The organism is Streptococcus sp. 27098_8_109, from assembly GCF_041432295.1.
Taxonomy (GTDB): Bacteria; Bacillota; Bacilli; order Lactobacillales; family Streptococcaceae; genus Streptococcus.
The window spans coordinates 65,478-92,333 of record NZ_JAPVZJ010000006.1 but is presented as its reverse complement, the minus strand read 5'-3'; the positions used below and the strand labels follow the sequence as shown (position 1 = coordinate 92,333).

At 40.4% G+C, this 26,856-nt stretch carries 27 protein-coding genes and 2 other annotated features (1 of these 29 cut by a window edge); of the genes, 26 read left to right on the top strand and 1 reads right to left on the bottom strand.

All coding sequences use genetic code 11. From position 1 onward, the window contains the following. Positions 1-25: 25 nt before the first annotated feature. From O3664_RS03995 to O3664_RS03955, 9 genes are all read left to right on the top strand, one after another. Complete coding sequence (locus tag O3664_RS03995) at positions 26-613, top strand: ATP-binding cassette domain-containing protein (protein WP_049491835.1); 588 nt, start codon at positions 26-28, stop codon at positions 611-613. Between the two features lie 3 nt (positions 614-616). Continuing rightward, positions 617-1,801, top strand: coding sequence for a hypothetical protein (locus O3664_RS03990; RefSeq protein ID WP_070527348.1), 1,185 nt, complete (start codon positions 617-619; stop codon positions 1,799-1,801). A 173-nt stretch (positions 1,802-1,974) separates the two neighbouring features. Further along, positions 1,975-2,106: a sequence feature (ribosomal protein L20 leader region), on the top strand. A gap of 15 nt (positions 2,107-2,121) precedes the next feature. Beyond that, a complete protein-coding gene (gene infC / locus O3664_RS03985) occupies positions 2,122-2,652 on the top strand; it encodes a translation initiation factor IF-3 (RefSeq protein ID WP_000848180.1) in 531 nt (176 codons plus the stop codon). A gap of 32 nt (positions 2,653-2,684) precedes the next feature. Beyond that, positions 2,685-2,885, top strand: a complete 201-nt coding sequence (rpmI, locus tag O3664_RS03980; RefSeq protein WP_001125943.1) for a 50S ribosomal protein L35 — start codon at positions 2,685-2,687, stop codon at positions 2,883-2,885. Between the two features lie 51 nt (positions 2,886-2,936). Further along, entirely contained in the window at positions 2,937-3,296 is a 360-nt protein-coding gene (gene rplT, locus O3664_RS03975; protein ID WP_000124834.1) for a 50S ribosomal protein L20, read from the top strand. Between the two features lie 58 nt (positions 3,297-3,354). Further along, positions 3,355-3,735 (top strand): VOC family protein, encoded by a 381-nt coding sequence (locus tag O3664_RS03970; protein ID WP_000157153.1) that lies wholly within the window; start codon positions 3,355-3,357, stop codon positions 3,733-3,735. 248 nt (positions 3,736-3,983) lie between these two features. Next, positions 3,984-4,784 (top strand): dihydroorotate dehydrogenase electron transfer subunit, encoded by an 801-nt coding sequence (locus O3664_RS03965; RefSeq protein WP_070478872.1) that lies wholly within the window; start codon positions 3,984-3,986, stop codon positions 4,782-4,784. Then, the gene (locus O3664_RS03960) at positions 4,747-5,733 is read left to right on the top strand and encodes a dihydroorotate dehydrogenase (RefSeq protein WP_371613660.1); all 987 of its coding nucleotides are present in this window, start codon (positions 4,747-4,749) and stop codon (positions 5,731-5,733) included. Before O3664_RS03965 ends, O3664_RS03960 begins: the two co-directional genes overlap by 38 nt. A 97-nt stretch (positions 5,734-5,830) precedes the next feature. Beyond that, entirely contained in the window at positions 5,831-7,543 is a 1,713-nt protein-coding gene (locus tag O3664_RS03955; RefSeq protein ID WP_371613659.1) for a glucosaminidase domain-containing protein, read from the top strand. A 60-nt stretch (positions 7,544-7,603) separates the two neighbouring features. Here the strand turns inward: O3664_RS03955 and pavA are convergent, their stop codons facing one another. Beyond that, positions 7,604-9,259 (bottom strand): Rqc2 family fibronectin-binding protein PavA, encoded by a 1,656-nt coding sequence (gene pavA / locus O3664_RS03950; RefSeq protein ID WP_371613658.1) that lies wholly within the window; start codon positions 9,257-9,259, stop codon positions 7,604-7,606. A gap of 104 nt (positions 9,260-9,363) precedes the next feature. Between pavA and ybeY the strand changes: the two genes are divergently transcribed. From ybeY to ppc, 17 genes are all read left to right on the top strand, one after another. Continuing rightward, positions 9,364-9,861, top strand: coding sequence for an rRNA maturation RNase YbeY (ybeY, locus tag O3664_RS03945; RefSeq protein WP_295528549.1), 498 nt, complete (start codon positions 9,364-9,366; stop codon positions 9,859-9,861). After that, positions 9,842-10,237 carry a diacylglycerol kinase family protein gene (locus O3664_RS03940; protein ID WP_000378166.1) on the top strand — a complete coding sequence of 132 codons (396 nt, stop codon included), beginning with the start codon at positions 9,842-9,844 and terminating at the stop codon, positions 10,235-10,237. Before ybeY ends, O3664_RS03940 begins: the two co-directional genes overlap by 20 nt. Positions 10,238-10,253: 16 nt before the next feature. Next, positions 10,254-11,153: a GTPase Era gene (gene era, locus O3664_RS03935; protein WP_000143264.1), complete on the top strand. Its 900-nt coding sequence runs from the start codon at positions 10,254-10,256 to the stop codon at positions 11,151-11,153. 48 nt (positions 11,154-11,201) lie between these two features. Beyond that, positions 11,202-12,026 carry a DNA-formamidopyrimidine glycosylase gene (mutM, locus tag O3664_RS03930; protein WP_033684995.1) on the top strand — a complete coding sequence of 275 codons (825 nt, stop codon included), beginning with the start codon at positions 11,202-11,204 and terminating at the stop codon, positions 12,024-12,026. Then, complete coding sequence (gene coaE / locus O3664_RS03925; protein ID WP_023947227.1) at positions 12,026-12,631, top strand: dephospho-CoA kinase; 606 nt, start codon at positions 12,026-12,028, stop codon at positions 12,629-12,631. Before mutM ends, coaE begins: the two co-directional genes overlap by 1 nt. Next, positions 12,618-13,817 (top strand): multidrug efflux MFS transporter, encoded by a 1,200-nt coding sequence (locus O3664_RS03920; RefSeq protein ID WP_023947226.1) that lies wholly within the window; start codon positions 12,618-12,620, stop codon positions 13,815-13,817. The genes coaE and O3664_RS03920 overlap by 14 nt, the downstream gene beginning before the upstream one ends. Next, complete coding sequence (gene rpmG, locus O3664_RS03915) at positions 13,817-13,966, top strand: 50S ribosomal protein L33 (RefSeq protein ID WP_001809104.1); 150 nt, start codon at positions 13,817-13,819, stop codon at positions 13,964-13,966. Before O3664_RS03920 ends, rpmG begins: the two co-directional genes overlap by 1 nt. Positions 13,967-14,005: 39 nt before the next feature. Then, a complete protein-coding gene (gene secG / locus O3664_RS03910) occupies positions 14,006-14,239 on the top strand; it encodes a preprotein translocase subunit SecG (RefSeq protein ID WP_000282517.1) in 234 nt (77 codons plus the stop codon). A gap of 101 nt (positions 14,240-14,340) precedes the next feature. Next, positions 14,341-16,695: a ribonuclease R gene (rnr, locus tag O3664_RS03905; RefSeq protein ID WP_371613657.1), complete on the top strand. Its 2,355-nt coding sequence runs from the start codon at positions 14,341-14,343 to the stop codon at positions 16,693-16,695. Continuing rightward, positions 16,658-17,125 (top strand): SsrA-binding protein SmpB, encoded by a 468-nt coding sequence (smpB, locus tag O3664_RS03900; protein ID WP_001051750.1) that lies wholly within the window; start codon positions 16,658-16,660, stop codon positions 17,123-17,125. The genes rnr and smpB overlap by 38 nt, the downstream gene beginning before the upstream one ends. Positions 17,126-17,140: 15 nt before the next feature. Then, a complete protein-coding gene (gene tehB, locus O3664_RS03895; RefSeq protein WP_049543521.1) occupies positions 17,141-18,001 on the top strand; it encodes an SAM-dependent methyltransferase TehB in 861 nt (286 codons plus the stop codon). Positions 18,002-18,073: 72 nt separating this feature from the next. After that, the gene (locus O3664_RS03890; protein WP_371613656.1) at positions 18,074-19,027 is read left to right on the top strand and encodes a competence protein CoiA; all 954 of its coding nucleotides are present in this window, start codon (positions 18,074-18,076) and stop codon (positions 19,025-19,027) included. An 18-nt stretch (positions 19,028-19,045) separates the two neighbouring features. Beyond that, positions 19,046-20,848 carry an oligoendopeptidase F gene (gene pepF / locus O3664_RS03885; RefSeq protein WP_371613655.1) on the top strand — a complete coding sequence of 601 codons (1,803 nt, stop codon included), beginning with the start codon at positions 19,046-19,048 and terminating at the stop codon, positions 20,846-20,848. A 1-nt stretch (position 20,849) separates the two neighbouring features. Beyond that, positions 20,850-21,563 (top strand): O-methyltransferase, encoded by a 714-nt coding sequence (locus tag O3664_RS03880; protein WP_004254646.1) that lies wholly within the window; start codon positions 20,850-20,852, stop codon positions 21,561-21,563. A gap of 66 nt (positions 21,564-21,629) precedes the next feature. Then, on the top strand, positions 21,630-22,568 hold the full coding sequence (gene prsA, locus O3664_RS03875) for a peptidylprolyl isomerase PrsA (RefSeq protein WP_004254642.1): 939 nt from the start codon (positions 21,630-21,632) through the stop codon (positions 22,566-22,568). 160 nt (positions 22,569-22,728) lie between these two features. Continuing rightward, a complete protein-coding gene (gene ftsW / locus O3664_RS03870; protein ID WP_033684998.1) occupies positions 22,729-23,952 on the top strand; it encodes a cell division peptidoglycan polymerase FtsW in 1,224 nt (407 codons plus the stop codon). Between the two features lie 24 nt (positions 23,953-23,976). Then, entirely contained in the window at positions 23,977-26,673 is a 2,697-nt protein-coding gene (gene ppc / locus O3664_RS03865; RefSeq protein WP_004254632.1) for a phosphoenolpyruvate carboxylase, read from the top strand. A 95-nt stretch (positions 26,674-26,768) separates the two neighbouring features. Continuing rightward, positions 26,769-26,856: a binding site (T-box leader), on the top strand; it runs 131 nt beyond the window's last position.

Here is a 26,856-nt window from a genome sequence, read left to right as displayed (position 1 = left end):
AGAATGATAAAAAGGAGGGCTAGGTATGTTGCAACTTACTCATGTGACCTTAAAAACGCGACAAGTCATCTTACAAGATGTTGATTTTACATTTGAAAAGGGTAGGATTTATGGTATTCTTGCTATCAATGGCTCTGGAAAGACGACACTGTTCCGCGCCATTAGCAATTTAATTCCTATAAGTAGTGGAAATATTGTAGCCCCTCCTTCTTTATTTTATTATGAAAGCATTGAATGGCTGGATGGAAACTTAAGTGGGATGGACTATCTTCGCCTGATCAAGAACATCTGGAAGTCAGGGCTGAACTTGGGGGATGAAATTACCTATTGGGAAATGTCTGACTATATCAGCCTTCCCATTCGTAAGTATTCCTTAGGCATGAAGCAACGCTTGGTGATTGCCATGTACTTCCTCAGTCAGGCGAAATGCTGGCTCATGGATGAGATTACAAATGGCTTAGATGAGTATTATCGACAGAAGTTTTTTGATAGGCTAGCACAAATCGATAGACAAGAACAGCTGGTTCTTTTAAGTTCCCACTATAAGGAAGAGTTGCTTGATGTCTGCGATAGAGTAGTAACCATTCACCAGGGGCAAATAGAAGAGGTTTAGTTTATGAAAGATGTTAGTCTATTTTTATTAAAAAAAGTTTTCAAAAGTCGCTTAAACTGGATTATCTTAGCTTTATTTGTATCTGGACTCGGTGTTACCTTTTATTTAAATAGTCGGACTGCAAACTCACTCAGCTTGGAGAGCGAGTTGGAAACCCGTCTTGTAAAAGATGAGAGAGTCATCAATGAATATGAAGAGAAACTCTCCCAAATATCTGATACCAACTCGGAGGAATACCAGAGTGCTAAAATTAATTTAGAATCGGAAAAAAATCTTTCGACGCAAAAGAAAGAAATTCTGGCTTTGTTAAGAGAAGGACGCTGGAAAGAAGCCTACTATTTGCAGTGGCAAGATGAGGAAAAGAGTTATGAAATTGTATCGAAGCAACCGACTTCTAGTTCTGACTTAAAAATGGCGGTTGACCGCGAACGAAAGACTTACCAAGCCCTATATCCCTTGAACATAAAAGCCCACAATTTAGTTTATCCGACCCACGGGATTGATCAGATTGTCTGGATTTTAGAGCTTATCATCCCAAGCTTGTTTGTGGTTGCTATTATTTTTATGCTGACACAACTATTTGCAGAAAGATATCAAAATCATCTGGATACAGCTCACTTATATCCTTTTTCAAAAGTGAAATTTGCAATATCCTCTCTTGGAGTTGGAGTGGGTTATGTAACTGTGCTGTTTATCGGAATCAGCGGATTTTCTTTTCTAGTGGGAAGTCTGACAAGTGGTTTTGGACAGTTAGATTATCCCTACCCGATTTATAGCTTAGTGAATCAAGAGGTAACTATTGGAAAGATACAAGATGTGTTATTTCCTGGCTTGTTATTAGCTTTCTTAGCCTTTATCGTCATTGTGGAAGTAGTGTACTTGATTGCTTACTTTTTCAAGCAAAAAATGCCTGTCCTTTTTCTTTCACTCATTGGGATTGTTGGCTTATTGTTTGGCATCCAAACAATCCAGCCTCTCCAAAAGATTGCACATCTGATTCCCTTTACTTACTTGCGTTCAGTGGAGATTTTATCTGGAAGATTACCTAAGCAAATTGATAATGTCAATCTGAATTGGAGTATGGGAATGGTCTTACTTCCTTGCCTGATTATCCTTTTGTTAGTGGGGATTCTATTTATCGAAAGATGGGGAAGTTCACGTAAAAAGGAAGTTTTTAATAGATTCTAGCTTTCCTATAGGGAAAATAAGTAAAAACTAACATAGAGAGGGAATCACCTTGGTTCTCTCTTTTTGATGCGTAAACCAAGTCAAAATATAAAGCCAAAATATAAACAGAAACTTTTCAAAAAAATAACTTTTTATCTTGACAAGGGCTCGAAAACTTGGTATCATATAAAAGTTGAGAAAAGCAGAAGTGAGAGCTTCTCGCCTTGTGACATGAAGTTGCCTGGCCCTACGGATGAAAAGTTTCTAAGAAACGCTATCATAACGTGCGGGCTTGTATATTTACGAGTCCGCTATTGTTTTTCTCTAATAAAACAAAAGAGGTGAAAACCATAGCAAAGCAAGACTTATTCATCAATGATGAGATTCGTGTACGTGAAGTTCGCTTGATTGGTCTTGAAGGAGAACAGCTAGGCATCAAGCCACTCAGTGAAGCGCAAGCTTTGGCTGATAACGCTAATGTTGACCTAGTATTGATTCAACCCCAAGCCAAACCGCCTGTTGCAAAAATTATGGACTACGGTAAGTTCAAATTTGAGTACCAGAAGAAGCAAAAAGAACAACGTAAAAAACAAAGTGTTGTTACTGTGAAAGAAGTTCGTCTAAGTCCAACTATTGACAAGGGTGACTTTGATACAAAACTTCGCAATGCACGTAAATTCCTTGAAAAAGGAAATAAAGTTAAGGTATCTATTCGCTTTAAGGGTCGTATGATTACCCATAAAGAGATTGGTGCAAAAGTTTTAGCCGAGTTTGCTGAAGCAACTCAAGATATTGCCATCATCGAACAACGTGCTAAAATGGATGGACGTCAAATGTTCATGCAATTGGCGCCAGCGACTGACAAAAAATAATTGTCAGAAAGTTAAATAAAGGAGAAAAAATCATGCCAAAACAAAAAACACACCGCGCATCAGCTAAACGTTTCAAACGTACAGGTTCTGGTGGACTTAAACGTTTCCGTGCTTACACTTCTCACCGTTTCCACGGAAAAACTAAGAAACAACGTCGTCATCTTCGTAAAGCATCTATGGTGCATTCAGGAGACTACAAACGTATCAAAGCAATGCTTACTCGCTTGAAATAATAGCTTGACTGTAAGTAAACAATTCTAGGAAATATTTGGAGGAAATAAAACATGGCACGTGTTAAAGGTGGCGTTGTATCACGCAAACGTCGTAAACGTATTCTTAAATTAGCAAAAGGTTACTATGGAGCTAAACACATCTTGTTCCGTACTGCAAAAGAACAAGTAATGAACTCTTACTACTATGCATACCGTGACCGTCGTCAGAAAAAACGTGACTTCCGCAAATTGTGGATCACTCGTATCAACGCGGCAGCTCGTATGAACGGACTTTCATACTCACAATTGATGCATGGTTTGAAATTGGCTGAGATCGAAGTTAACCGTAAAATGCTTGCTGACTTGGCTGTTAACGATGCAGCAGCTTTCACAGCTCTTGCAGATGCAGCGAAAGCAAAACTTGGTAAATAATAACTGATAAGACTGGAACAGGATTGTCCCAGTCTTTTTAAAAATAAAGGAGAAAAATATGGCTTCAAAAATGCTACATACTTGCTTGCGAGTAGAAAATCTTGAAAAATCAATTGCATTCTATCAAGATGCTTTTGGATTTAAAGAATTGCGTCGCAGAGATTTTCCAGACCATGCCTTCACGATTGTCTATCTAGGTCTTGAAGGTGACGACTATGAGTTGGAGTTGACTTATAACTACGATCACGGCCCTTATGTGGTAGGAGATGGGTTTGCTCATATCGCCCTCAGTACACCTGATCTTGAAGCTCTTCATCAAGAGCACAGTGCAAAAGGATATGAAGTGACTGAGCCAAATGGTCTACCAGGAACTGCACCTAACTATTACTTTGTCAAAGACCCTGATGGCTACAAGGTCGAAGTCATTCGTGAAAAATAATCTCGTGAGGTCAAGTAGAATGTTCGTTTTCTACTTGACTTTTTTTAGCTGAAAGAGTATACTAATAAAAATTTAACCTTTAAGGGGAGTCCAGAGAGACTCACAAGGTGTCAGATAAAAGAATAGTGCAATTTTCTAGAGGAGACTTTTTGAGTGTGCTCTCTTGTGTTGTACGATTTTAACTGAGGCCTTGCACTAGCAAGGTCTTTTCTTTGTCTGGTCCCCTTAAAATTTAAGGAGGAAAAGTCATGAATCCCACATGTAAGAAACGTTTGGGTGCCATTCGTTTGGAAACCATGAAGGTGGTTGCACAGGAGGAAATCGCGCCAGCAATCTTTGAATTAGTCCTAGAAGGGGAAATGGTTGAAGCCATGCGAGCAGGCCAATTTCTTCATCTGCGCGTGCCTGATGATGCCCATCTCTTGCGTCGTCCTATTTCAATTTCGTCTATTGATAAGGTAAAGAAGCAGTGTCATCTCATTTATAGGATTGAGGGAGCTGGGACAGCTATTTTTTCAACCTTAAGTCAGGGAGATACTCTTGATGTGATGGGACCTCAGGGGAATGGCTTTGACTTGTCTGATCTTGATGAGCAGAGTCAGGTTCTCCTTGTTGGTGGGGGGATTGGTGTTCCTCCCTTGCTTGAGGTAGCCAAGGAATTGCATGCGCGTGGTGTGAAAGTAGTGACAGTTCTCGGTTTTGCGACTAAGGATGCTGTTATTTTAGAGACGGAATTAGCTCAATATGGTCAAGTCTTTGTAACGACAGATGATGGTTCTTATGGTATCAAGGGAAATGTTTCCGTTGTTATCAAGGATTTAGACAATCAATTTGATGCTGTTTACTCATGTGGGGCTCCAGGAATGATGAAGTATATCAATCAAACCTTTTATGACCACCCAAGAGCCTATCTATCTCTGGAATCTCGTATGGCTTGTGGGATGGGTGCCTGCTATGCCTGTGTCCTAAAAGTGCCAGAAAGCGAGACGGTTAGCCAACGTGTCTGTGAAGATGGTCCTGTTTTCCGCACAGGAACAGTTGTATTATAAGGAGAAAATTATGACTACAAATCGTTTACAAGTTTCTCTACCTGGTTTGGACTTGAAAAACCCCATTATTCCAGCATCAGGCTGTTTTGGTTTTGGACAAGAGTATGCCAAGTACTATGATTTAGACCTTTTGGGTTCTATTATGATCAAGGCGACAACTCTTGAACCCCGTTTTGGAAATCCAACTCCAAGGGTGGCAGAAACACCTGCTGGCATGCTCAATGCAATCGGTTTGCAAAATCCTGGTTTAGAGGTTGTTTTGGCTGAAAAGCTACCTTGGCTGGAAAGAGAATATCCAAATCTTCCTATTATCGCCAATGTAGCTGGTTTTTCAAAACAAGAATATGTAGCCGTTTCTAGTGGTATTTCCAAGGCAACTAATGTGAAGGCTATTGAGCTCAATATTTCTTGCCCCAATGTTGACCACTGTAATCACGGACTTTTGATTGGTCAAGACCCAGATTTGGCTTATGATGTAGTAAAAGCAGCTGTGGAAGCCTCTGATGTGCCAGTTTATGTCAAATTAACCCCGAGTGTGACCGATATCGTTACTGTCGCAAAAGCTGCAGAAGATGCGGGTGCAAGTGGCTTAACCATGATCAATACTTTAGTTGGTATGCGCTTTGATCTCAAAATCAGAAAACCAATCTTGGCCAATGGCACAGGTGGAATGTCTGGTCCAGCAGTCTTTCCAGTAGCCCTCAAACTCATCCGCCAAGTCGCACAAACAACAGACCTGCCCATAATTGGAATGGGAGGAGTGGATTCGGCAGAAGCTGCCTTAGAAATGTATCTGTCTGGTGCATCGGCTATTGGAGTTGGAACAGCCAACTTTACCAATCCTTACGCCTGTCCTGACATCATCGAAAATTTACCAAAGGTTATGGATAAATATGGTATCAGCAGTCTAGAAAATCTACGCAAGGAAGTAAAAGAGTCTCTGAGGTAAACTGCAATCAATCTGTTCTTGATTTTTTATCAGTTTGTAATATTGATTATAGAGAATTTTGATACAATAAAATAGAAAGAATAGAGGAAGAAAGTTTATGAAGAAATTGAGATTTGTTTTTTTAGCTCTCCTATTTTTCTTAGCCAGACCAGAGAGTGCAATGGCTAGTGATGGTACTTGGCAAGGAAAACAATACCTGAAAGCAGATGGGAATCAAGCAGCTAATGAGTGGATTTTTGATGCTCACTATCAATCTTGGTTTTATATAAAAGAAGATGCCAACTATGCTGAAAATGAATGGCTAAAGCAAGGTGACGACTATTTTTACCTCAAATTTGGTGGCTATATGGCCAAGTCAGAATGGATAGAAGACAAGGGAGTCCTCTATTATCTTGACCAAGATGGAAAGATGAAAAGAAATGCTTGGCTAGGAGCTTCCTATGTCGGTGCTACAGGTGCCAAGGTAATAGAAGACTGGGTCTATGATTCTCAATATGATGCTTGGTTTTATATCAAAGCAGATGGACAACACGCAGAGAAAGAATGGCTCCAAATCAAGGGTAAGGACTATTATTTCAAATCAGGTGGTTATTTACTGACAAGTCAGTGGATTGAACAGGCTTATGTGAGTGCTAGTGGTGCTAAAGTACAGCAAGGTTGGCTTTTTGACAAACAATACCAATCTTGGTTTTATATCAAAGAAAATGGAAATCATGCTGATAAAGAATGGATTTTCGAAAATGGTCACTATTATTATCTAAAATCCGGTGGCTATATGGCAGCCAATGAATGGATTTTGGATAAGGAGTCATGGTTTTATCTAAAATCTGATGGCAAAATGGCTGATAAAGAATGGGTATACGATTCTAAAAATCAAGCCTGGTACTACTTCAAATCCGGTGGTTACATGGCGAAAAATGAGACTATTGATGGTCATCAGCTAGGAAGCGATGGTAAATGGCTTGGAGAAAAAGCTACAATCGAAAATGCTGCTTACTATCAAGTAGTTCCTGTCACAGCAAATATTTATAATGCAGATGGTGAAAAGCTGTCCTATATATCGCAAGGTAGTGTTGTCTGGCTAGATAAGGATAGAAAAAGTGATGACAAGCGCCTGGCTATTACTATTTCTGGTTTGTCAGGATATATGAAAACAGAAGATTTACAAGCACTAGATGCTAGTAAGAACTTTATCCCTTATTATGAGAGTGATGGACACCGTTTTTATCACTATGTGGCTCAGAATGCTAGTATCCCAGTAGCTGCTCATCTTTCTGATATGGAAGTAGGCAAGAAATATTATTCGGCAGATGGCCTGCATTTTGATGGTTTTAACCTTGAAAATCCCTTCCTTTTTAAAGAATTGACAGAGGCTACAAACTATAGTGCTGAAGACTTGGATAAGGTATTTAGTCTGCTAAATATTAATAATAGTCTCTTGGAGAACAAGGGAGCTACCTTTAAGGAAGCCGAAGAACATTACCATATCAATGCCCTCTATCTCCTTGCTCATAGTGCTTTAGAAAGCGACTGGGGACGTAGCAAGATTGCCAAAGATAAGAATAATTTCTTTGGAATTACAGCCTATGATACGACTCCTTACCTTTCTTCCAAGACATTTGATGATGTGGATAAGGGAATTTTAGGTGCAACCAAGTGGATTAAGGAAAATTATATCGATAGGGGTAGAACTTTCCTTGGAAACAAGGCATCTGGTATGAATGTGGAATATGCATCAGACCCTTATTGGGGTGAAAAAATTGCTAGTGTGATGATGAAAATCAATGAGAAGCTAGGTGGTAAAGATTAGTCCCATTGTTGGATATGATTTGACTGAACAGTAAGTTAAAAATCCTGATTTCAAGTAAAATCAGGATTTTTTCATGGATGCAATTTTTTCTGGGTCTGGTGTGACACGGAGGGTCTTTTGCCCGGTGTAAGTGACAAAGCCAGGTTTTCCACCAGTTGGTTTGTTGAGTTTCTTGACTTCAATCATATCTACCTGCACCAGATTTGACAGGCGACCTTGAGAGAAGTAGGCGGCTAGTTCTGCCGCGTCTGTCTTGACTTCATCAGATGGGTCAAGATTTCCTGAGATGACAACATGGCTTCCAGGAATGTCCTTGGCATGGAACCAAAGTTCCTCCTTGCGGGCCATTTTAAAGGTTAGCTCTTCATTTTGCAGGTTATTGCGACCGACATAGATGATGGTTTTGCCATCGCTTGCTAGATATTGTTCTGGTTTTTTGCGTTTCTGGATTTTTTCCCGTTGTCTTCTGCGGATAAAACCTGTTTGAATCAATTCTTCACGAATTTCAGCGATTTCTTCTAGTCCAGCTTGGTTGAGAACAGTTTCCACACTTTCCAGATAGAGAATGGTTGCTTTGGTTTCCTCAATCAGATCAGTCAAGTATTTGACAGCTTCTTTTAATTTCTGATAACGTTTAAAGTAGCGTTGGGCATTCTGGTTGGGAGTCAGAGCCTTATCAAGCGCAATCGTGATAGGTTGGTTGGTGTAGTAGTTGTCTAGGATAACCTGGTCTTGGTCGTTAGGCACTTGATGGAGGAAGGTTGTTAGCAATTCCCCTTTTTGGCGAAATTCTTCAGCATTGTCTGTCGCCAGTAATTCTTTTTCCTGTTTTTTGAGTTTGTGGCGGTTTTTCTGAAGTTCATTTTCAACACGGCGAATGAGTTCACTGGCTTGCTGTTTGACGCGGTCGCGTTCAGCCTTATCCTTATAGTAGGTGTCCAACAAATCAGAAAGACTGGCAAAAGGCTCTCCTATCTGATTTTCAAAAGGAACTGGACTGAAGGAAGTCTTAGTCAAGCATGGCTTGGTTTCTTGATTGAAAAAGTTACGGAAAGTAGACAGTTTTTCACTAACCAGTATGCTTTCCAATTCATTTGCCGTATCGCGTCCCAGACCTTGAAAGAGGCTTTGAAGATTTTTAGCTGTCGTTTCCTGTGTTTGCAGGATTTCAAAGAGTTTCTCGTCCTTGATTGTAAAAGGATTGAGAGCTTCCGTACTTGGCGGAGCGATGTAGGTCGATCCAGGCAGCAAGGTGCGGTAGCTATTTTGTGAAAAGCCAACATGTTTGATAACTTCGAGGATTTTATGACTGCTTTTATCAACCAGTAGAATATTACTGTGTTTCCCCATAATTTCGATAATCAAGGTAGCCTGAATATGGTCCCCAATCTCGTTTTTATTGGAAACTGTCATTTCCACAATACGGTCATTTTCCACTTGCTCAATCGATTCAATCAGGGCACCCTGCAAATACTTTCTCAAAACCATGATAAAGGTAGAAGGTTGGGCTGGGTTTTCAAAAGTTGTTTGGGTCAGCTGAATGCGTCCAAAAACAGGATGGGCAGAAAGAAGCAGACGATGGCTTTGGCGATTGCTGCGGATTTGCAAGACCAACTCTTGTTCAAAAGGCTGATTGATTTTTTGAATGCGACCATTAACCAACTCTCTTCGCAATTCCTCAACCATGTGGTGTAAAAAAAATCCGTCAAATGACATCGTTCTCTCCTTGTGATTGTATTCCATAGTATTATATCAAAAAGGTAGAATAAAATCATGGAAATGTGGTATAATAAAGCCAAGTAAAGAGAAACGAGAAGCACATGTATATTGAAATGGTAGATGAAACTGGTCAAGTTTCAAAAGAAATGTTGCAACAAACCCAAGAAATTTTGGAATTTGCAGCCCAAAAATTAGGCAAAGAAGACAAGGAGATGGCAGTTACCTTTGTGACTAATGAACGTAGTCATGAACTCAATCTGGAGTACCGTGACACAGACCGTCCGACAGATGTTATCAGCCTTGAATATAAGCCAGAGTTGGAAATTGCCTTTGACGAAGAGGATTTACTTGAAAATCCAGAATTGGCAGGGATGATGTCTGAATTTGATGCCTATATTGGGGAACTTTTCATCTCTATCGATAAGGCACATGAGCAGGCCGAGGAATACGGTCACAGCTTTGAGCGTGAGATGGGCTTCTTGGCAGTACACGGCTTTTTACATATCAACGGCTATGATCACTACACTCCGGAAGAAGAAGCGGAGATGTTTGGTTTACAAGAAGAGATTTTGACAGCCTATGGACTCACAAGACAATAAACGAAAATGGAAAAATCGTGACCTGATATCCAGTTTAGAATTTGCTCTCACAGGAATTTTTACTGCTATCAAGGAAGAACGCAATATGCGAAAACATGCAGTGACGGCTCTAGTGGTCATCCTTGCAGGTTTTGTTTTTCAGGTGTCACGAATCGAATGGCTCTTTCTCCTATTGAGCATTTTCTTGGTAGTAGCTTTTGAAATTATCAATTCTGCTATTGAAAATGTGGTGGATTTAGCCAGTCACTATCACTTTTCTATGCTGGCTAAAAATGCCAAGGATATGGCGGCTGGCGCGGTATTAGTGGTCTCTCTTTTCGCAGCCTTAACAGGCGCATTGATTTTTCTCCCACGAATCTGGGATTTATTATTTTAAATAGCAAGAGGAAATTATGACTTTTAAATCAGGCTTTGTAGCCATTTTAGGACGTCCCAACGTTGGGAAGTCAACTTTTTTAAATCATGTCATGGGGCAAAAGATTGCCATTATGAGTGACAAGGCGCAGACAACGCGCAACAAAATTATGGGAATTTACACAACTGATAAGGAGCAAATTGTCTTTATCGACACACCAGGGATTCACAAACCTAAAACAGCTCTCGGAGATTTCATGGTCGAATCTGCCTATAGCACCCTTCGTGAAGTGGATACCGTTCTTTTCATGGTGCCTGCTGATGAAGCGCGTGGTAAGGGGGACGATATGATTATCGAGCGTCTCAAGGCTGCTAAGGTTCCTGTTATTCTGGTGGTGAACAAGATCGATAAGGTTCATCCAGACCAGCTTTTGTCTCAGATTGATGATTTTCGTAATCAAATGGACTTTAAGGAAATCGTTCCAATCTCAGCTCTTCAAGGGAATAACGTCTCTCGTCTAGTGGATATTTTGAGTGAAAATCTGGACGAAGGTTTCCAATATTTCCCATCTGATCAAATCACAGACCATCCAGAACGATTCTTGGTTTCAGAAATGGTTCGTGAGAAGGTTCTTCATTTAACGCGTGAAGAGATTCCTCACTCAGTTGCTGTAGTTGTGGATTCTATGAAACGAGACGAAGAGACAGACAAGGTGCACATCCGTGCAACCATCATGGTGGAGCGCGATAGTCAGAAAGGGATTATCATCGGTAAAGGTGGCGCTATGCTTAAGAAAATTGGTAGCATGGCCCGTCGTGATATCGAGCTCATGCTAGGAGACAAGGTCTTCCTAGAAACTTGGGTCAAGGTTAAGAAAAACTGGCGTGATAAAAAACTAGATTTGGCTGACTTTGGCTATAATGAAAAAGAATACTAAGTAGAGGTGGGCTCATGCCTGCTTCTTGTTTTTACAGAAGGAGGACTTATGCCTGAATTACCAGAGGTTGAAACTGTTCGCCGTGGCTTAGAAAAATTGATTTTGGGTAAGAAGATTTCGAGTATGGAAATTCGTTATCCCAAGATGATTAAGACGGATTTGGACGAGTTTCAAAAGGAAGTGCCTGGTCAGATTGTTGAGTCAATGGGGCGTCGTGGAAAATATTTGCTTTTCTACTTGACAGACAAGGTCTTGATTTCCCATTTGCGCATGGAGGGCAAGTATTTTTATTATCCGGACCAGGTTCCTGAACGCAAGCATGCCCATGTTTTCTTCCAGTTTGAGGACGGTGGAATGCTTGTTTATGAGGATGTACGCAAGTTTGGTACTATGGAACTCTTGGCCCCTGATCTTTTAGAAGCCTACTTTATTTCTAAAAAATTAGGGCCTGAGCCAAACGAAGAAGAATTTGATTTGCAGGTCTTTCAAACTGCTCTAGCCAAGTCCAAAAAGCCTATCAAATCCCACCTTTTAGACCAGACCTTGGTTGCTGGTCTTGGCAATATTTATGTGGATGAAGTCCTCTGGCGAGCTCAGGTTCATCCAGCAAGACCTTCGCAAACTTTGACAGTAGCAGAAGCGACAGCCATTCATGACCAGACCATCGCTGTTTTGGGTCAGGCTGTTGAAAAAGGTGGTTCCACCATTCGGACTTATACCAATGCCTTTGGGGAAGATGGAACCATGCAGGATTTTCATCAGGTCTATGACAAGGCTGGTCAAGAATGTGTACGCTGTGGCACTGTGATTGAAAAAATCCAACTAGGCAGACGAGGCACCCACTTTTGTCCAAACTGTCAAAGGAGGGACTGATGGGAAAAATCATCGGAATCACAGGAGGAATTGCCTCGGGTAAGTCAACTGTGACAAATTTTCTTAGACAGCAAGGTTTTCAAGTGGTGGATGCCGATGCAGTCGTCCACCAACTACAGAAACCTGGTGGTCGTCTGTTTGAGGCTCTAGTTCAGCATTTTGGTCAAGAAATCATTCTAGAAAATGGAGAACTCAATCGCCCTCTCCTAGCTAGTCTCATCTTTTCAAATCCTGAGGAACGAGAATGGTCTAAGCGAATCCAAGGGGAGATTATTCGTGAAGAACTGGCTACTTTGAGAGACCAGTTGGTTCAGACAGAAGAGATTTTTTTCATGGATATTCCCCTGCTTTTTGAGCAGGACTACAGCGCTTGGTTTGATGAGACGTGGTTGGTCTATGTGGACCGAGATACCCAAGTAGAACGTTTAATGAAAAGAGACCAGTTGTCCAAAAATGAAGCTGAATCTCGTCTGGCAGCCCAGTGGCCTTTAGAGCAAAAGAAAGGTTTAGCTAGCCATGTTCTAGACAATAATGGCAATCTGGACCAGCTTCTTACTCAAGTGCGTATCCTTCTCGAGGGAGGTAAGCAATATGACAGAGATTAACTGGAAGGATAATTTGCGTATTGCCTGGTTTGGTAATTTTCTGACAGGAGCCAGTATTTCTTTGGTTGTGCCCTTTATGCCCATTTTTGTGGAAAATCTGGGTGTAGGGAGTGAGCAAGTCGCTTTTTATGCAGGTTTAGCTATTTCTGTCTCTGCTATTTCTGCGGCGCTCTTTTCTCCTATCTGGGGTATTCTTGCCGATAAATACGGTCGAAAATCCATGATGATTCGTGCTGGTCTGGCCATGACTATCACTATGGGAGGCTTGGCTTTTGTCCCAAATATTTATTGGTTAATCTTTCTTCGTTTACTGAATGGTGTATTTGCAGGTTTTGTTCCCAATGCAACAGCCTTGATAGCCAGTCAGGTTCCCAAGGAGAAATCAGGCTCTGCCTTAGGTACTTTGTCTACAGGTGTAGTTGCAGGCACTCTAACTGGTCCTTTTATTGGTGGCTTTATCGCAGAATTATTTGGAATTCGTACGGTTTTCTTACTGGTTGGTAGTTTTCTGTTTTTAGCTGCTATTTTGACTATTTGCTTTATTAAGGAAGATTTTAAACCAGTAGCCAAGGAAAAGGCTATTCCAACAAAGGAATTATTTACATCGGTCAAATATCCTTATCTTTTGGTCAATCTCTTTTTAACCAGTTTTGTCATCCAATTTTCAGCCCAATCGATTGGCCCTATTTTGGCTCTTTATGTACGCGACTTAGGGCAGACAGAGAATCTTCTTTTTGTCTCTGGTTTGATTGTGTCCAGCATGGGCTTTTCCAGCATGATGAGTGCAGGAGTCATGGGTAAGCTAGGTGACAAGGTGGGCAATCATCGTCTCTTGGTTGTAGCACAGTTTTATTCAGTTATCATCTATCTCCTCTGTGCCAATGCATCTAGTCCCCTTCAACTAGGACTCTATCGTTTCCTCTTTGGCTTGGGAACCGGTGCGCTGATTCCTGGGATTAATGCCCTACTCAGCAAAATGACTCCCAAAGCCGGCATTTCGAGGGTCTTTGCCTTCAATCAGGTATTCTTTTATCTGGGAGGTGTCGTTGGTCCCATGGCAGGTTCTGCAGTAGCAGGTCAATTTGGCTACCATGCAGTCTTTTATGCGACAAGCCTTTGTGTTGCCTTTAGTTGTCTCTTTAACCTTCTTCAATTTCGAACATTATTAAAAGTAAAGGAAATCTAGTGCGAGTAAAAATTAATCTCAAGTGCTCCTCTTGTGGCAGTATCAATTACCTAACCAGTAAAAATTCCAAAACCCATCCAGACAAGATTGAGGTTTTAAAGTATTGTCCCAAGGAAAGAAAAGTAACCCTACATCTTGAATCTAAGTAGATTTTATGGTAAAATAATAAGGATTTTAAGGAGTTTGATATGTATAACCTATTATTAACCATTTTATTAGTATTATCTGTTGTGATTGTGATTGCGATTTTCATGCAACCAACCAAAAACCAATCCAGCAATGTATTTGATGCCAGCTCAGGTGATTTGTTTGAACGCAGTAAAGCACGCGGTTTTGAAGCTGTAATGCAGCGTTTGACAGGGATTTTAGTCTTTTTCTGGCTAGCCATTGCCTTAGCATTGACGGTATTATCAAGTAGATAAGAAAATAATGGGCAGGACTAGGTCTTTGCCTCTTTTTATTTTTAAAGGATGTTTGAAAAGGTTTTACAGTAAAAGAAAATTAAAAAATCTAGAAAGAAAATATGAAAGATAGAATAAAAGAATATTTGCAAGATAAGGGAAAGGTAACTGTCAATGACTTGGCTCAGGCTTTGGGAAAAGACGGTTCCAAGGATTTTCGTGAGTTGATTAAAACCTTATCCTTAATGGAAAGAAAGCACCAGATTCGTTTTGAAGAAGATGGTACTCTGACCTTAGAAGTTAAGAAAAAACATGAGATTACTCTCAAGGGGATTTTTCATGCCCATAAAAATGGCTTTGGTTTTGTCAGTCTAGAAGGCGAGGAGGACGACCTTTTTGTAGGTAAAAACGATGTCAACTATGCTATTGATGGCGATACTGTTGAGGTTGTCATCAAGAAAGTCGCTGATCGTAACAAGGGAACAGCGGCGGAAGCCAAAATTATCGATATCCTAGAACACAGTTTGACAACTGTTGTCGGTCAAATCGTTCTAGATCAGGAAAAACCTAAGTATGCTGGCTACATCCGTTCGAAAAATCAGAAAATCAGCCAACCGATTTATGTAAAAAAACCAGCCCTTAAACTGGAGGGAACAGAAGTTCTCAAGGTCTTTATCGACAAATACCCAAGCAAGAAACATGATTTCTTTGTCGCGAGTGTTCTAGATGTGGTGGGGCATTCAACGGATGTCGGAATTGATGTTCTTGAGGTTTTGGAGTCTATGGACATTGTCTCAGAATTTCCAGAGGCTGTTCTTAAGGAAGCAGAAAGTGTGCCTGATGTTCCGTCTCAAAAGGATATGGAAGGCCGTCTGGATCTAAGAGATGAGATTACCTTTACCATTGACGGTGCTGACGCCAAAGACTTGGACGATGCGGTGCATATCAAGGCTTTAAAAAATGGGAATTTGGAGCTCGGTGTTCACATCGCAGATGTTTCCTACTATGTGACTGAGGGGTCTGCCCTTGATAAGGAAGCCCTTAATCGTGCAACTTCTGTCTATGTGACAGACCGTGTGGTCCCAATGCTTCCAGAACGACTGTCAAATGGTATCTGCTCCCTCAATCCTCAAGTTGATCGCCTAACCCAGTCTGCCATTATGGAGATTGATAAACATGGTCGTGTGGTCAATTACACCATTACACAAACGGTAATCAAGACAAGCTTCCGTATGACCTATAACGATGTTAATGATATTCTAGCTGGCGACGTGGAAAAGAGACAAGAATATCAGAAAATTGTCCCTAGTATCGAACTCATGGCCAAGCTTCATGAAATTTTAGAAAACATGCGTGTGAAACGTGGTGCCCTCAATTTCGATACCAATGAAGCTAAGATTTTAGTGGATAAGCAAGGTAAGCCTGTTGATATCGTTCTTCGTCAGCGTGGTGTTGCTGAGCGCATGATTGAATCCTTTATGCTGATGGCCAATGAAACAGTTGCCGAGCATTTTAGCAAGCTGGATCTACCTTTCATCTATCGAATTCACGAGGAGCCTAAGGCTGAAAAAGTTCAGAAGTTTATTGATTATGCTTCGAGTTTTGGCTTGCGTATTTATGGGACTGCCAGTGAGATTAGCCAGGAGGCCCTCCAAGACATCATGCGTGCTGTTGAGGGGGAACCTTATGCAGATGTATTGTCCATGATGCTTCTTCGCTCTATGCAGCAGGCTCGCTATTCGGAGCACAATCACGGCCACTATGGCCTTGCTGCTGACTATTACACTCACTTTACCAGTCCGATTCGTCGTTATCCAGACCTTCTTGTTCACCGTATGATTCGTGATTACAGCCGTTCTAAGGAAATAGCAGAGCATTTTGAGCAAGTGATTCCAGAGATTGCGACCCAGTCTTCCAACCGTGAACGTCGTGCCATTGAGGCTGAGCGTGAAGTCGAAGCCATGAAAAAGGCTGAGTATATGGAAGAATACGTAGGCGAAGAATACGATGCGGTTGTATCAAGTATTGTCAAGTTTGGTCTCTTTGTTGAATTGCCGAATACAGTTGAGGGCTTGATTCACATCACTAATCTACCTGAATTTTATCATTTCAATGAACGTGATTTGACCCTGCTTGGGGAGAAATCGGGTACAACCTTCCGTGTAGGTCAGCAAATCCGTATCCGAGTTGAAAGAGCCGACAAGATGACGGGTGAAATTGACTTTTCTTACATCCCAAGTGAGTTTGATGTGATTGAAAAAGGCTTGAAACAAGCTGGTTGCAAAGACAGAGGGCGTGGTTCAAATCGTCGTTCAGATAAGAAGGAAGATAAGAGAAAATCAGGACGCTCAAATGATAAGCGCAAGCATTCACAAAAAGACAAGAAGAAAAAAGGAAAGAATCCTTTTTATAAGGAAGTAGCTAAGAAAGGAGCTAAGCATGGCAAAGGGCGAGGGAAAGGTCGTCGCACAAAATAAAAAGGCGCGCCACGACTATACAATCGTAGATACGCTAGAGGCAGGGATGGTCCTGACAGGAACTGAAATCAAGAGTGTACGAGCTGCTCGAATCAATCTCAAGGATGGCTTTGCCCAAGTAAAAAATGGGGAGGTCTGGTTGAGCAATGTTCATATTGCTCCTTACGAAGAGGGCAATATCTGGAACCAAGAACCAGAACGTCGTCGTAAACTCCTGCTCCATAAGAAACAAATCCAAAAATTAGAACAAGAGACTAAAGGAACAGGAATGACCCTGGTTCCCCTTAAGGTCTATATCAAAGATGGTTACGCTAAACTCCTTTTAGGTTTAGCTAAAGGGAAGCATGACTATGATAAACGGGAGTCTATCAAACGACGTGAGCAAAACCGCGACATCGCGCGTGTTATGAAAGCTGTTAATCAGCGATAAAAAGAGGAAATGAAGATGGAAAAACTAGTTGCCTATAAACGTATGCCTTTGTGGACTAAAGAAACCATGCCAGAGGCTGTTCAGCAGAAACACAATACCAAGGTTGGGACTTGGGGGAAAATTACTGTTTTGAAGGGAACTCTCAAGTTTATTGAATTGACAGAATATGGTGAGGTTTTAGCTGAGCACCTCTTTGAAGCAGGGGCTGAGAATCCCATGGCACAACCACAAGCCTGGCACCGAGTGGAGGCTGTAACAGATGATGTAGAATGGTATTTAGAATTTTATTGTAAACCTGAGGATTATTTCCCTAAGAAATACAATACCAATCCGGTTCATTCAGAGGTACTAGAGGCAATGCAGACAGTAAAACCAGGAAAAGCCTTGGATTTGGGCTGTGGTCAGGGCCGTAACTCTCTCTTTCTTGCACAGAATGGTTTTGATGTTACAGCTGTAGATCAAAATGAATTATCTCTTGAAATCTTGCAAAGCATTGTTGAGCAGGAAGACCTGGATATGCCTGTTGGTCTTTACGATATCAATTCAGCTAGCATTGGGCAAGACTATGATTTCATCATATCGACAGTTGTTTTGATGTTTCTGCAAGCAGATCGCATTCCTGCAATTATCAAAAACATGCAGGATAAAACCACTGTTGGTGGCTACAATCTTATCGTTTGTGCCATGGATACGGAGGACTATCCTTGCTCAGTGAACTTCCCATTTACTTTTAAGGAAGGGGAACTGGCAGACTATTACAAGGACTGGGAATTGGTTAAGTACAATGAAAATCCAGGCCATCTTCACCGTCGTGATGAGAATGGCAATCGTATTCAACTACGATTTGCGACCATGCTAGCTAAAAAAATCAAATAAACATGAATGAAGATTAGGAAATTTCCTGGTCTTTTTTCTTTTTTACGAATAATATAGAAAAGGAGGGAAATCATGTTTGTTGCTAGAAATGCTAGGGGGCAGCTGGTAAATGTGTTAGAGGATAAGCTTGAGAAGCAAGCATACACCTGCCCAGCTTGTGGAGGTCAGCTCCGTTTGCGTCAAGGACCAAGTGTCCGGGCCCATTTTGCCCACAAAACCTTAAAAGACTGTGATTTTTCCTCTGAAAATGAAAGTCCAGAACACCTGGCAAATAAGGAAGTCCTCTATCACTGGTTGAAAAAAGAGGCAGAGGTGCAATTAGAATACCCGCTTCCAGAGCTTAAACAGATTGCGGATGTATTTGTAAATGGCAATCTAGTTCTAGAAGTTCAGTGTAGTCCCTTGCCTCAAAAAGTTCTTAAAGAACGTAGTGAGGGCTATCGTAGTCAGGGTTACCAAGTACTGTGGTTGCTGGGGGAAAAACTTTGGCTCAAGGATCGTTTGACTCGTCTGCAACAAGGTTTTCTATACTTCAGTCAAAACATGGGATTTTATGTTTGGGAAGTAGACAAGGAAAAGCAAGTTTTAAGACTCAAATACCTGATTCACCAAGATCTCCGAGGTAAACTTCATTATCAGATTAAGGAATTTCCCTATGGTCAAGCTAGTCTACTGGAGATATTACGTCTTCCCTATAAGAAACAAAAAATATCGCATTTTACCGTTTCCCAGGACAAGGACATCTGTCGCTATATCCGGCAACAGCTGTACTATCAACATCCCTTTTGGATGAAAGAACAAGCAGAAGCCTATCAGAAGGGAGAGAATCTCCTGACTTATGGGCTAAAAGAATGGTATCCACAAATTCGGCCACTAGTAGGCAAATTTTTCCAGATTGAGCAAGATTTGACCAGCTATTATCAGCACTTTTACACCTATTACCAAGAAAATCCTCAAAATGATTGGCAAAAGCTTTATCCACCAGCCTTTTATCAGCAATATTTCTTGAAAAATATGGTAGAATAGAAAGGATGGAGGAATCTAATGGTATTACAAAGACATGAAATAAATGAAAAAGATACATGGGATCTATCAACGATTTACCCAACTGACCAGGCTTGGGAAGAAGCCTTAAAAGAGTTAACAGAACAATTGGAGACAGTAGCCCAGTATGAAGGCCATCTCTTGGATAGTGCGGATAGCCTACTCGAAATTACTGAATTTTCTTTTGAGATGGAACGCCAAATGGAGAAGCTTTACGTTTATGCTCATATGAAAAATGACCAGGACACTCGTGAAGCCAAGTACCAAGAGTACTATGCCAAGGCAATGACTCTATACAGCCAGCTGGACCAAGCCTTTTCATTCTATGAGCCTGAATTTATGGAAATTAGTGAAAAGCAGTATGCTGACTTTTTAGAGGCTCAACCAAAATTGCAGGTTTATCAACACTATTTTGACAAGCTTTTACAAGGCAAGGAACACGTTCTATCACAACGTGAAGAAGAATTATTGGCTGGAGCTGGAGAAATCTTTGGTTCGGCAAGTGAAACCTTCGCTATCTTGGACAATGCGGATATTGTGTTCCCTTATGTTCTTGACGATGATGGTAAGGAAGTTCAGCTATCTCATGGAACTTACACACGTTTGATGGAGTCTAAAAATCGTGAGGTGCGTCGTGGTGCTTATCAAGCTCTTTATGCGACTTATCAACAATTCCAACATACCTATGCCAAAACCTTGCAAACCAATGTTAAGGTTCAAAACTACCGTGCCAAAGTTCGCAACTACAAGAGTGCTCGTCATGCAGCCCTAGCGGCTAATTTTGTTCCAGAAAGTGTTTATGACAATTTGGTAGCAGCAGTTCGCAAGCATTTGCCACTCTTGCATCGTTACCTTGAACTTCGTTCAAAAATCTTGGGGATTTCAGACCTTAAGATGTACGATGTCTACACACCGCTTTCATCTGTTGAATATAGTTTTACCTACAAAGAAGCCTTGAAAAAGGCAGAAGATGCCTTGGCAGTCTTGGGTGAGGATTACTTGAGCCGTGTTAAACGTGCCTTCAGTGATCGTTGGATTGATGTTTACGAAAATCAAGGCAAGCGTTCAGGGGCTTACTCTGGTGGTTCTTACGATACAAATGCCTTCATGCTTCTCAACTGGCAGGACAATCTAGACAATCTCTTCACCCTTGTTCATGAAACAGGTCACAGTATGCATTCAAGCTATACTCGTGAAACGCAGCCTTATGTTTACGGAGATTATTCTATCTTCTTGGCTGAGATTGCATCAACTACCAATGAAAATATCTTGACGGAGAAATTATTGGAAGAAGTGGAAGATGATGCAACGCGCTTTGCTATTCTCAATAACTTCCTAGATGGTTTCCGTGGGACAGTTTTCCGTCAAACTCAATTTGCTGAGTTTGAACACGCGATTCACCAAGCGGACCAAAATGGAGAAGTCTTGACAAGTGATTTCCTAAATAAACTCTACGCAGACTTGAACCAAGAGTATTATGGTTTGAGTAAGGAAGACAATCCTGAAATCCAATACGAGTGGGCTCGCATTCCACACTTCTACTATAACTACTATGTATACCAATATTCAACTGGCTTTGCAGCAGCCTCAGCCTTGGCTGAAAAGATTGTCCATGGTAATCAAGAAGACCGTGACCGCTATATCGACTATCTCAAGGCAGGTAAGTCTGACTATCCACTTAATGTCATGAGAAAAGCTGGAGTTGATATGGAGAAGGAAGACTACCTCAACGATGCCTTTGCAGTCTTTGAACGTCGTTTAAATGAGTTTGAAGCACTTGTTGAAAAATTGGGAATGGCATAAGATGGTTGAATCATATAGTAAAAATGCCAACCATAACATGCGTCGCCCTGTCGTCAAGGAAGAAATTGTAGACTTGATGCGTCAGCGCCAAAAGCAAGTCACAGGATCTTTGAAAGAATTGGAAGACTTTGCCCGCAAGGAAAATATTCCCATTATTCCCCATGAAACGGTAGCTTATTTCCGTTTTCTCATGGAAACAATGCAGCCTAAAAATATTCTGGAAATTGGGACGGCTATCGGTTTTTCAGCCCTCTTGATGGCAGAACATGCGCCAAAGGCCAAGATTACAACCATTGACCGCAATCCAGAGATGATTGGATTTGCCAAGGAAAATTTCGCCCAGTTTGACAGTCGCAAGCAAATTACGCTCTTAGAAGGAGATGCGGTAGATGTCTTATCTACCTTGACAGAGTCCTATGATTTTGTCTTTATGGATTCAGCCAAGTCTAAATATATCGTCTTTCTGCCAGAAATCCTCAAACATTTGGACGTTGGAGGTGTGGTTGTCTTGGATGATATTTTCCAAGGTGGTGATGTTGCTAAGGATATTATGGAAGTCCGTCGTGGTCAGCGAACTATTTACAGAGGACTTCAAAGACTATTTGATGCAACCTTAGACAATCCAGGACTCACCGCAACACTAGTACCTCTGGGAGATGGCATTCTCATGCTTCGTAAAAATGTAGCAGATGTTCAATTGCCTGACAGCGAATGATTTTCAGAAAAATTTAAGAAAATATAGTAAAATAGATAGGGTAACACTTATCTCAAAGGAGTAGACATGAAGAAAAAACTATTGGCAGGTGCCATTACACTATTATCAGTAGCAACTTTAGCAGCTTGTTCGAAAGGTTCAGAAGGGGCAGATCTTATCAGCATGAAAGGGGATGTCATCACAGAACATCAATTTTATGAGCAAGTGAAAAGCAATCCTTCAGCTCAACAAGTATTGTTGAACATGACCATCCAAAAAGTATTTGAGAAGCAATATGGCTCAGAAGTAGATGACAAAGAAGTCAACGATACTATTGCCGAAGAAGAGAAACAATATGGTGAGAACTACCAACGTGTCTTATCGCAAGCAGGAATGACTCTTGAAACACGTAAAGCTCAAATTCGTACAAGTAAATTGGTTGAGTTGGCAGTTAAGAAAGCAGCAGAAGCTGAATTGACAGATGATGCTTACAAGAAGGCCTTTGACGAATACACTCCTGATGTGACTGCTCAAATTATCCGTTTGGACAATGAAGACAAAGCTAAAGAAATTCTTGAAAAAGCTAAAGCTAGTGATGCAGACTTTGCTCAATTAGCCAAAGATAATTCAACAGATGAGAAAACTAAAGCGAATGGTGGAGAAATCACTTTTGATTCTGCTTCAACAGAAGTACCAGAACAAGTTAAAAAAGCTGCTTTTGCTTTAGATGTAAACGGTGTTTCTGATGTGATTAGCGTTACTGGAACACAAGCCTACAGCAGTCAATATTACATTGTTAAACTGATTAAGAAAACAGAAAAATCATCTAATATTGACGATTACAAAGAAAAATTAAAAACTGTTATCTTAACTCAAAAACAAAACGACGCATCATTTGTTCAAAGTATTATCGGAAAAGAATTGCAAGCAGCCAATATCAAGGTTAAAGATCAAGCCTTCCAAAATATCTTCACTCAATACATCGGTGGTGGAGATTCAAGCTCAAGCAGTTCTTCAAAAGAATAAAACAGAAAAGAGCCAAGTGCTCTTTTTCTTATGAGAAAATCTTCTATCTTAAGGGTAAGAGTTTTTTTCTTTCGGAAAAAATGGTATAATAGCAATCAAAACTAGAAAATAAACGGAATTTGGGAATAATTTCTTTTGTTCTCATTAGATTGGTGATACTATGAAGATTAGTAAGAGGCACCTGTTAAACTATTCTATTCTAGTTCCTTACTTACTTTTATCTATTTTGGGTTTGATTGTAGTCTATTCTACAACCAGTGCCATTCTTATCGAAGAAGGTAAAAGTGCCCTCCAATTGGTTCGAAGTCAGGGAATGTTTTGGATATTTAGTTTAATATTGATTGCCTTGATATATAAGCTGAAACTGAATTTTTTAAGAAAAGAACGACTTTTATTTATTGTTATGTTTGTTGAGCTGATTCTCTTAGCTCTGGCTCGCTTAATTGGTACGCCAGTCAATGGAGCCTATGGTTGGATTTCAGTAGGACCTTTGACCATTCAGCCAGCGGAGTATTTGAAGATTATCATCGTCTGGTACTTGGCCCAACGTTTTTCAAAACAACAGGATGAAATTGGTATTTACGATTTTCAAGTTTTAACTCAAAATCAATGGATTCCTCGAGCTTTTAATGATTGGCGTTTTGTCCTCTTGGTAATGATAGGAAGTTTGGCTATTTTCCCAGATTTGGGGAATGCTACAATCCTAGCGCTGGTCGCCTTGATTATGTATACAGTTAGTGGGATTGCTCATCGTTGGTTTATAGTCTTTATCGGTGTATTGTTTGGAGTTTCAGCCCTATCCTTATCAGCTATTTCTATGATTGGGGTTGATAAGTTTTCAAAAGTTCCAGTATTTGGTTACGTTGCTAAGCGTTTCAGTGCCTACTTTAATCCCTTTGCTGATTTGGCAGGAGCAGGCCACCAACTTGCAAATTCCTACTTTGCCATGGTAAATGGTGGTTGGTTTGGTCTAGGATTAGGAAATTCAATCGAAAAACGTGGTTATTTACCAGAGGCTCATACAGACTTTGTATTTTCAATTGTCATTGAAGAGTTTGGATTTGTGGGAGCCAGCTTGATTTTAGCCCTTGTCTTTTTCCTAATTTTGCGAATTATCCTAGTCGGTATTCGTGCTAAGAATCCCTTTAATTCCATGATGGCGATTGGGGTTGGTGGTATGATGTTGGTCCAGGTCTTTGTCAATATCGGTGGAATTTCTGGAATTATTCCTTCGACAGGAGTAACCTTCCCCTTCTTGTCGCAAGGAGGGAATAGTCTTCTGGTCTTGTCTGTAGCCATCGCCTTTGTCTTAAATATTGACGCAAGTGAAAAACGTGCCCAATTGTATGAGGAGTTAGAAGCTCACTCATCAAACTATATGTAGAGCTGAGAGTGGAAAGGATTACCTATGTCTCTTCAAAAATTAGAAAACTATAGTAATAAAGCTGTCGTGCAAGAAGAAGTATTGATTTTAACAGAATTGTTAGAAGATATCACTAAAAACATGCTTGCCCCAGAGACTTTTGAAAAAATCATGCAGTTGAAAGAATTGTCAACTCAAGAAGATTATCAAGGTTTGAACCAATTGGTTACGAGTCTGTCAAATGATGAAATGGCTTATATTTCACGCTATTTCTCTATCTTGCCTCTTTTGATTAATATTTCAGAAGACGTGGATTTGGCCTATGAAATTAACCATCAAAATAATATCGATCAAGATTATCTTGGTAAATTATCAGCAACGATCAAAATGGTTGCAGAAAAAGAAAATGCGGTTGAAATTCTAGAACACTTGAATGTTGTCCCTGTTTTGACAGCCCATCCAACACAAGTGCAACGTAAGAGTATGTTGGATTTGACTAACCATATCCATACCCTTTTGCGTAAGTACCGTGATGTGAAATTAGGTTTGATTAATAAGGAAAAATGGCATAATGATCTCCGTCGTTACATTGAGATTATCATGCAGACAGATATGATTCGTGAAAAGAAATTGAAAGTGACCAATGAAATCACGAATGTTATGGAATACTACAATAGTTCATTCCTGAAGGCAGTTCCTCATTTGACTGCTGAGTACAAGCGTCTGGCTAAAAAACACGGCTTGGAGTTGAAACATCCTAAACCAATTACCATGGGAATGTGGATTGGTGGAGACCGTGATGGGAATCCTTTTGTTACAGCAGATACCTTGAAACAATCTGCTATGACCCAGTGTGAAGTCATCATGAATTACTATGATGAAAAGATTTACCAACTTTATCGTGAATTCTCTCTCTCAACTAGTATCGTCAATGTAAGCAAGCAAGTTAGAGAAATGGCTCGTCAATCCAAGGATAACTCGATTTATCGTGAAAAAGAGCTGTATCGTCGTGCCTTGTTTGATATTCAATCAAAAATCCAAGCAACAAAAGCTTATCTGATTGAAGATAAGGAAGTTGGGGCTCGCTATGAAACAGCTAATGATTTTTATAAGGATTTAATTACCATTCGTGATTCCCTCTTGGAAAACAAGGGTGAAGCACTGATTTCTGGTGATTTTGTTGAATTGATTCAGGCAGTTGAAATTTTTGGTTTCTATTTGGCATCTATTGACATGCGTCAAGATTCTAGTGTTCATGAGGCTTGTGTAGCTGAACTCTTGAAATCAGCAGGTATTCATTCTCATTATAGTGAACTAAGTGAAGAAGAAAAATGCCAGCTTCTTTTGAAAGAATTGGAAGAAGATCCACGTATTCTTTCTGCCACTCATGTTGAAAAATCAGAGTTACTCGAAAAAGAATTGGCCATCTTTAAGGCTGCTCGTAAGTTGAAAGATAAGTTGGGAGATGATGTCATTCGTCAGACCATCATTTCACATGCAACCAGCGTATCAGACATGTTGGAATTGGCTATCTTGCTAAAAGAAGTAGGGTTAGTTGATAAAGAAAGAGCCCGTGTCCAAATTGTTCCTCTTTTTGAAACAATTGAGGACTTGGACCACTCAGAAGAAACCATGAGAGAATACCTTTCTCTTCCTCTTGCTAAGAAATGGATTGCTTCACGTAATAACTACCAAGAAATCATGCTTGGTTACTCTGATAGTAATAAAGATGGTGGTTATCTATCATCATGTTGGACCCTCTACAAGGCTCAACAACAATTGACTGCTATTGGAGATGAATTTGGCGTTAAGGTTACCTTCTTCCATGGTCGTGGTGGGACTGTCGGTCGTGGTGGTGGACCAACCTATGAAGCTATCACTTCTCAACCGCTTAAGTCTATCAAGGATCGTATCCGTTTGACGGAGCAGGGTGAAGTAATTGGGAATAAATACGGTAATAAAGACGCAGCTTACTATAATCTTGAAATGTTAGTATCTGCAGCCATTAACCGTATGATTACTCAGAAGAAGAGTGATACCAATACCTCAAATCGTTATGAAGCTATTATGGACCAAGTGGTGGACCGTAGTTACGATATCTACCGTGATTTGGTCTTTGGAAATGATCATTTCTATGATTATTTCTTCGAGTCAAGTCCGATTAAGGCTATTTCAAGCTTTAACATTGGTTCTCGTCCAGCTGCTCGTAAGACTATTACTGAAATCGGTGGTTTGCGAGCTATCCCTTGGGTCTTCTCATGGTCGCAAAGTCGTGTCATGTTCCCTGGCTGGTATGGGGTTGGTTCAAGCTTCAAAGAATTTATCGATAAAAATCCAGAGAATATCGCTATCTTACGAGATATGTACCAAAACTGGCCTTTCTTCCAATCACTTCTTTCAAATGTTGATATGGTCTTGTCAAAATCAAATATGAATATTGCTTTTGAATATGCCAAACTGTGTGAAGATGATCAAGTAAAAGCAATCTATGAGACTATTCTAAATGAATGGCAAGTTACCAAGGAAGTTATCTTGGCTATCGAAGGTTACGATGAACTCTTGGCTGAAAATCCATATCTAAAAGCAAGTTTGGATTATCGTATGCCTTACTTTAATATTCTCAACTATATCCAGTTGGAGTTGATTAAACGTCAACGCCGAGGAGAATTATCTAGCGACCAAGAAAAATTAATCCATACAACCATCAACGGAATTGCGACAGGATTGCGTAATTCAGGCTGATACCAATCAAACTTCCTCTTTTTCATAGGGGAAGTTTTTGAATAGTTAAAAAAATGCTAAAAGAGTCTTGACAAGTAGTTGAAAAATGATATAATTTAACCATTCAGAAAAGTAATCATAATAAACTTTTTAGAGAGTCTGTGGTAGCTGAAAACAGATAAGTGATGATGATGAAAATTGGGC